We start from the raw sequence: 7,085 nt of genomic DNA, 5'->3' as shown, positions 1-7,085 counted from the left end.
CCTTAACTGATCGGCATTAACTCCCCGAGTCGCCTTTTGCTTTTCTGCTATCCCTAGCGCCTAGCGTTCACGCATCTCCATCCAGTTGTGCCCCTCGACCTGCCGGGGCTGATGAATGCCGCACGTCTCCAGCAACTCATCGACATAGGCGGGAACCAGCAGGGAGGCGGGACCATAGCGTTTCTCGTCAAACTGGCTGCCCACCTCACTCGGCTCGAGATTGAGCTCGATGGTGTGCGCCCCATTGAGGCCCGCCTCATGGACAAAACCGGCGGCCGGATAGACAGCCCCCGAGGTGCCGATGGAGATAAAGAGATCGCACTGGGCCAGCGCGCTGTAGATCCGATCCAGCCCGAGCGGCATCTCGCCAAACCAGACCACATGGGGGCGCATCGGCTGGGGAAACTGGCAGCAGGAGCAGAGCTCGTCCTGATGGAGATCGCCACGCCACTCGATCACCTGACCGGACTCGGGGCAGCGGGCCTTGAGCAGCTCGCCGTGCATATGGATGAGGTTCTTGCTGCCCGCGCTCTCGTGCAGATTGTCGATGTTCTGGGTCACCAGGGTGACCGAACTGGGCAAGAGACGCTCGAGGCGAGCCAATGCATAGTGGGCCGGATTGGGGTGAACCTGGGGTTTTTGCAGCTGTTTGCGGCGGGAGTTGTAAAAACGCAGCACCAGATCGGGATCCCGGGCATACCCCTCGGGGGTCGCTACATCCTCAACCCTGTGCTCTTCCCACAAACCATCGCAGGCACGAAAGGTCTTGATGCCGGATTCCGCCGATATCCCCGCTCCGGTCAGGATCACGATATGTTTATATGACTGCGCCATAAGCTGCTCCGTCTATCCCCGCACAATAAATGTGACCTTAGCACAGGGAAAAAAGTGTCACTATTCGCCCTTGGTCTTAAGCGGCGCCGCTGGCGGCACTGACAACCAGGCGTCCAGTACCGACAGATCCAGCCTGACAAAGACCATCTCCCGCCCGGTCACCAGCGTCAGCGGCAAGCCAAGGCGCTTGAGCAGGGTCAGCATGGGCCGGTTCTGGGCCAGCACTTCCGCCGTCCACTCGCGGATCCCGTCCGCCCTGGCCAGCAATGCCAGCGCCAGCAGAATGCGCCGCCCCGCCCCCTTGTGCTGGAAGTGATCCGCCACGATGCAGGAGAACTCCGCCCGATCGGGATGAAGACGGCGGCGGATCGATTGGGCCTGCGCCAGCGGCTCACCGGCCAGATCGGTCAGCAGCAGCGAGATCTGATGTTCGGGATGGTAATTGAGAAATTGCGCGACCTGCTCCGGTAGCGGCGCCCGTTTCGGGCGCATAAAGCGCAGATAGATGCTCTCTTCGCTAAGCGCATCATAGGCCGCCAGTATGCGGGCTGGCGCCACACCGTGCAGCTCGCGCAGCAAGCAAGGCACCCCTGATACCTGCATCGCCAATGGCAGCGCAGCCCGGGAAACCGGATGAGGCCAGCCCTCCAGCCCTTTGCCAAGGCGCTCCCGATGCATGGGCCAGCAGAGGTAGCGCGCCATGGCTTACCAGCGCCCCGTCATACCGCGCTCTCGCCACAGGTCGACATCGAGCAGGTTGTAAGGGTCATCCAGATAGACGGCGATCCCCAACTCCCGAACCCGGGCCATAAAGCGTCCCAGCAGGGAGTCGCCGGTCAAGGACTCCATCTCCGGCAGGATCCCCTGCCCCAGCAGCAAGGCTTGCAGCGGCAGACGCTCCAGCAGATCGAAGGGCAGATGCTGGCTGTTGTCGAGCAACAGCGCCAGCTTGCTCCCCGCCAGACTGGCTTGCAGCACCAGTGCGAAGCGATCGGCATTGCCGAGCAGGTGATCACGCCGGTGGATCAGCAAGGTCAATTCTGATGGCGCACGCGACTGCTCCGCCAGCCACTCCTTGAGGGCATCCCAGCGGCTGGGCAAGCCCGTCACCGCCAGCCAGACCGGATGTGAGGTCGCGGGGCTGGAGAGCAGACCAAGCTGGCCCTGCACCTCCCCCTGCCAGCTACGAATAGTGCGGCGCTGACCACTCAAGCGCTGCTGACGCAACGGCCCCAGATAGAGTCGGCGCAGCAACCTGAGCAACGCATCGCAGTCGAGGGGCTTGGCCAGCGCCGCCAGAATATTGAAACCGGCATCGTGCAGCAGGCGACGGGCACCGTCGATCAGCGTCTGCTCATGGGCGGAGAGCAGCACGATGGGCAACCCCTCTTGCTGCAACCTGGGCTGGCTCATCAGCAGACTGATGGCATCCTGCTCCACCAGACTGAGATCGCACACCAGCAGGCGAGTATCGCCCGCCGCCAGTGCGGCAAGGCAGGCCGCCTCATCCTGTACCCACTGGCAAGATAGCCCCAGCGCGGCGATGGTTTGCTGCAACTGCATCCCCTGAAACGGGTGATCCTCGAGCAGCACTATCTTGTTGGCCGCCAGCCAGCAGCACCAGTCACGGTAACTGGCCGCGAGCCCTCCCAACCAATCCTCGCCGATGGCATAAATGCCCTGATGCGACTGCATTTGGGGAAAATAGTCCGCCTGCTGATGAGCGGCGGGATCGTAAAGCGCGATGGCGCCGGCCGCAAACAGCCCTTCCCACTGCCAGCAGGCATCCGGTTGGGTGCGGTGCAGCGTCACATAGGAGGGTAGTGTCGTGGCGCTGGCCAGCGCATGAGAGACGCCATCGAGGGCATAGAGCACGATGGGGCAAAATCCTGCCGCCTCGTGCTCTTCTGCATCGAGCAACGCCAGTAATTCTTCATCAGTGATGATCATCTTGAGCCCTCTTTGAAAACTGCTGGCTGAACTCATCCAATGCCCGGTTCAATCTGGCTTGCAGCGCCGGATGGGGCGCTTGCTGCCACTCTTCAATGACCGCCACCAACGCAGTCGCCCCTACCATTCTGGCGGCCCCCTTCAACTTGTGTAAAGCAGCATTCACGCCAACTTCATCTTCTTCTGTGCAACAGCGATCAAGTTCGGCCAAATCATCACGGGTCGCCTTAAGATAAAGGGCGGCCAGTTCATCGGTCAGCAGCGAGACAACCGGTGTCGGGGCAACGGCATTGCCCCCAGCTCTGGCAATGTGACGCAGCAAGGTTGCCAGCTCCTTGAGGGCGACCGGCTTGTCCAGATGGCCATCGCAACCACAGGATTGCAGTTCATTGGCAGCCTGTTCACTGAGATCCGCGGTGATCACATAAACCGGCAGACGGGCCCAACGGTCAGATTGGCGCAACGCTCTGCACAGCTCGGCGCCGTTCATCACCGGCATCTGCAGATCGGTCAATACAAAGTCCACCTCGTGCTGCGCCAGCAGATCCAGCGCCAACTGCCCGTTGGCTGCAGTGATGACGCTGGCACCAAGTTGCCCCAGTTGCAGGCTGATCAGCTCGCGATTGACATCGTGATCTTCCACCAACAGGACCCGCATGCCAAGCCCGGGCTGGGTACCGGCGACCGGCTGTTCAGGGGTTAATCGCGGTTGCAGCAGGGTAATGATGGTGCCGGGTACCCAGGACTCCCCCTGCCACGCCCAATAGTAGAGGCCCTGTTCGTCCACCTCCGCTTGCAGCGTATCCACGGCGTTGCTGACGGTGGCGATCCCCAAACGGCTGAGCCAGGGTGAAAGCGCCTGTGCCTCATCGTGCGGTAAAGAGAGCGCCAGTTGCCGCACCCTGGGCTGCCACTCCGGCTCCTGCGTCACCCGTTTGAGGGGTAACTCGCAGAAGAAGCGGCTGCCGCCACCGATGCGCCCCTCGACATCGATAAGGCCTCCCATCTGCTCGATCAGCTGCTTGCAGATCGCCAGACCAAGGCCGGTGCCTGGTGCCCGCAGTTGCCCTTCAACGGCAAACTGTTCGAACGGCATAAAAAGCGTGGGGCGCATCCTGGCGGTGATCCCCGGTCCCTGATCATCGACCCCGAAGCGCAGGGTCGCGTCTGCCAGTTCGGCCCACAGCACCACCTCCCCACGCTGGCTGAACTTGATGGCATTGGAGAGCAGATTGTGAAGCACTTGCCGTACCCGGTGAGGGTCGAGGGTCTGCAAGGCAGGCAGCGCCGGATCCAGCTGCAAGCGCAGTTGCAATCCCTTGGCCCGCGCCTTGGTCCAGTGCACCGCTGCCACGTGCTCGCACAGCTCGGCAAAATCGGTAGGCTGGGGCGAGAGGGAGAGTTGACGGCTTTCATTGCGGCTAAAATCGAGCACATCGTTGAGCAGGCCGAGCAACTCGTCCCCCGCCTGCCGTACCCGTGCCAGTGCAGACCCTTGTTCCTGTGACAACGGCGTCGTGGCCAACCACTCCAGCAGGCCGAGAATGGCATTCATCGGCGTGCGGATCTCGTGACTGATGGCGGCCAGAAAACGGCCCTTGGCCTGCACCGCCTGCTGCGCCTGCCCATGAGATTGTTGCAGTGCCTGATCCTGCTCGACCCGGGCGGTGGCATCCTGCATCACCGCATAGATCCGCCACCCCTGCGGCTGACTGCGGCCACGGCCATAGAGCTGCAACCAGCGCACGCCCTTGGTGGGATGGTGGTAACGCAGGGTGAACGCGAAGGGTTTGCCTGCCTGCAACATGGCGAACATCTCGCGCCGCACCCGGCTGCGATCCTCGCGCTCCAGCATAGCGAGCACCCGTTTCGGCTCACGGCGGATCTGCTGGCTCGCCAGCCCCAGCAGCTCGTAACAGCCGCGGCTGATAAACTCGATGGCCCCCACCCGCCCCCGCTCGAACATAAACTGCAGCACCACGCCGGGCACGGTATTGGTCAGGGCGCGCAGACGGCGCTCTGCCTGACGCAGGAAACGGGCCTGCTCACGCAGCACGCTGATATCCGACAGGGCGATGAGATCGGTGGCGGGCGCCTGCTTGTCCAGCCGCAGCGGATGCTGGGCATAGGCGAAGACCTGATCCCCCAGCACCATCTCCCCTTCGCTCTTCTGGGGCTGTACCGGCGGCAACATCAGTTGCTGCGAGTAGCGCAGGGCCAGACGTCGCCCCTGCTTGTTGGATTTGATCACCTTGCCCTCACTGTTGCGCAGATAGACGGGCACTGGCAGCGCCTGAAACATGGTTTCGCGCAGCTCACTCTCGATGGCCAGCGCCTGCTCGGCGGCGTGACGCTGGGCCACCTCCCGTGCCAGTTGCTGGCGAGAGCGCCAGATCCCGCCGATGACAATACCGCTGATCAGCAGTGCCATGGCGATGGAGCCAAACCAGGCGGCGTAGCTCACGCCGGGCTGCTGCACGACGAGCAAGCGGCGCCAGCGCTGGTTCAGCTCGTCGATCTGGGTGCTGGTCAGGGCCATCAGGTTGCGATCCATCACCCCGGCCAGCTCGGTCTGGTCTTTGTTGATGGCAAAACCCAAGCCGAAGCGATCCTCCAGCTCCTCGATATCGAGCCCTTCCAGCAGGTTGGTGCGCTGGGGATATTGCAGCTGATAAAGCTCGCTCAGCATGGCGTCAGCCTTGCCCTGTTTGATCGCCGCCAGCCCCTGCTCGAGGCCGTCGGTGCGAAGCCACTCCTGATCACCGAGCAGGGCGAGCAGGGAGGGATCGTAGAGGGATTCCGGCACCAGAATGCGCTGGCGCTTGAGCTGGGTGATGTGATCGGCGACCACCTTGCGCTTGCTGATCAAGGCAAACCGGTTGATGGAGATCGTCCGGCTGAAGATAAATTCGTCCGTCAGTGCGGGGGATTCCGGTAAACCGGCCATCATGTCAGCCTCACCGCGGCGCAGCTTTTCTATCGCCTCGGCCTTGCTGGCGGCAGCCACCAACTGGTATTTCAGGCCGGTCTCCTGGGTGACCCAGCGCAGCACATCCGCACTCCACCCTTTCGCCTCCCCCAGCTCATTGACGCCGCTATAGGGCATCAACTCGGGATTGACCACCAGACGGACGGTGCGACCCCGGCCAGAGAGCCAGGCCTGCTCGGTATCGCTGAAGTGCAGCTGGTTGACATAGAGCGACCCCTGATCGAGATAGCGACCCAGATCGGCATAGAGGCTGCCGGCAGGCATGTAGCGGATAGCGGTATCGATCAGGCGGGCCAGCTCCGGTTCGCCACGCATCATCAAGCGATAACTGACCACCCGCTCATCCCCCAGCAACCGGCGCAGCCGCAAGCCATCGGCGGGAAATTCACGCATCAAATAGCGCAATTGCAGGTAGTCACCCAGATAGGCATTCCCTTTGCCGCTCTCCAGCGCCGAATAGAGATCCTCCCCCTTCGGCAGTTGCCTGATCACCGCATTCGGGTAGAGCGCCCTGAGCATCCTGCCGGAGCTGGTAGCAGCCGGAACCAGAAAGGTCGCATGTTCGAGATCACCACGGTAAAGAATGGCGGCATCCGTCTCCATCATCGCCCGGCTGACCAGCATATCGGGCAACACGGTCGAGATCGGACCGACATGAGGAACTATGTCACAGTGGCCTTGCAGCAGCGCATCGCGCACCGCTTGCCAGTCGGGCAGTTCATGTACCTTGAGCGGGACTGGCAGCACGGCGGCCAGCTTGGCGATCCGATCCTTGAGCAGCCCTCCCCCCGCTAACAAATAAGGGGGCGGAAGGGTGGCGGGATAACAGATCTCCAGCTGGGTGATGGAGTCGACATAGGCCTGGGTCGCCGGTGCCAGCGGCAGCACTGTGGTCTGCAATCTCGTGGACTGCGGCGGCTGGGCTTGTAACGGCATGACCAGCACACTGGTCAGAAGCAGAAGGGGAAATTTTGTCATCTGAAAACAAAAGCCAGGCATCTGCCTGGCTTTTTATCACTCGTTGGGTTCAACATTTTCTACCCTGGCCTTGAGCTTCTGGCCAGGCCGGAAGGTCACCACGCGACGGGCGCTGATAGGAATATCCTCGCCCGTCTTGGGGTTACGTCCGGGACGCTGATTCTTCTCACGAAGGTCAAAGTTACCGAAGCCTGAAATCTTGACTTGTTCACCACGCTCTAGCGCCTGTCGGATTTCCTCAAAGAAGGCTTCCACCATATCTTTGGCTTCACGCTTGCTCATCCCGAGTTGGGTGAACAGGTGCTCTGCAATGTCGGCTTTGGTAAGCGCCATA

General features: G+C 61.9%; 5 protein-coding genes. All 5 read right to left on the bottom strand.

The window, feature by feature from the left end; genetic code table 11:
* Positions 1–60: 60 nt before the first annotated feature.
* The 5 genes from cobB to ihfA are packed head-to-tail and all read right to left on the bottom strand — an operon-like array spanning position 61 to position 7,084.
* The gene (gene cobB / locus BN1115_RS18315) at positions 61–834 is read right to left on the bottom strand and encodes a Sir2 family NAD+-dependent deacetylase (protein ID WP_042658275.1); all 774 of its coding nucleotides are present in this window, start codon (positions 832–834) and stop codon (positions 61–63) included.
* A 60-nt stretch (positions 835–894) separates the two neighbouring features.
* Positions 895–1,536, bottom strand: coding sequence for a GNAT family N-acetyltransferase (locus BN1115_RS18310; protein ID WP_042658274.1), 642 nt, complete (start codon positions 1,534–1,536; stop codon positions 895–897).
* A 3-nt stretch (positions 1,537–1,539) separates the two neighbouring features.
* Positions 1,540–2,784 carry a response regulator gene (locus tag BN1115_RS18305; protein ID WP_042658273.1) on the bottom strand — a complete coding sequence of 415 codons (1,245 nt, stop codon included), beginning with the start codon at positions 2,782–2,784 and terminating at the stop codon, positions 1,540–1,542.
* A complete protein-coding gene (locus tag BN1115_RS18300; RefSeq protein ID WP_042658272.1) occupies positions 2,771–6,772 on the bottom strand; it encodes a response regulator in 4,002 nt (1,333 codons plus the stop codon). Before BN1115_RS18300 ends, BN1115_RS18305 begins: the two co-directional genes overlap by 14 nt.
* A 15-nt stretch (positions 6,773–6,787) precedes the next feature.
* On the bottom strand, positions 6,788–7,084 hold the full coding sequence (ihfA, locus tag BN1115_RS18295) for an integration host factor subunit alpha (RefSeq protein ID WP_005300715.1): 297 nt from the start codon (positions 7,082–7,084) through the stop codon (positions 6,788–6,790).
* Between the last annotated feature and the right edge of the window lies 1 nt (position 7,085).

Source organism: Aeromonas allosaccharophila (assembly GCF_000819685.1).
Classification (GTDB): Bacteria; Pseudomonadota; Gammaproteobacteria; order Enterobacterales; family Aeromonadaceae; genus Aeromonas; species Aeromonas allosaccharophila.
Note: the sequence above shows the minus strand (reverse complement) of the source record. Positions and strands in the feature narration are given on the sequence as shown.

Coding starts and splice junctions, on each gene's coding strand:
- cobB (WP_042658275.1), bottom strand. CDS start 834: ATGGCGCAGTCATATAAACATATCGTGATCCTGACCGGAGCGGGGATA.
- BN1115_RS18310 (WP_042658274.1), bottom strand. CDS start 1,536: ATGGCGCGCTACCTCTGCTGGCCCATGCATCGGGAGCGCCTTGGCAAA.
- BN1115_RS18305 (WP_042658273.1), bottom strand. CDS start 2,784: ATGATCATCACTGATGAAGAATTACTGGCGTTGCTCGATGCAGAAGAG.
- BN1115_RS18300 (WP_042658272.1), bottom strand. CDS start 6,772: ATGCCTGGCTTTTGTTTTCAGATGACAAAATTTCCCCTTCTGCTTCTG.
- ihfA (WP_005300715.1), bottom strand. CDS start 7,084: ATGGCGCTTACCAAAGCCGACATTGCAGAGCACCTGTTCACCCAACTC.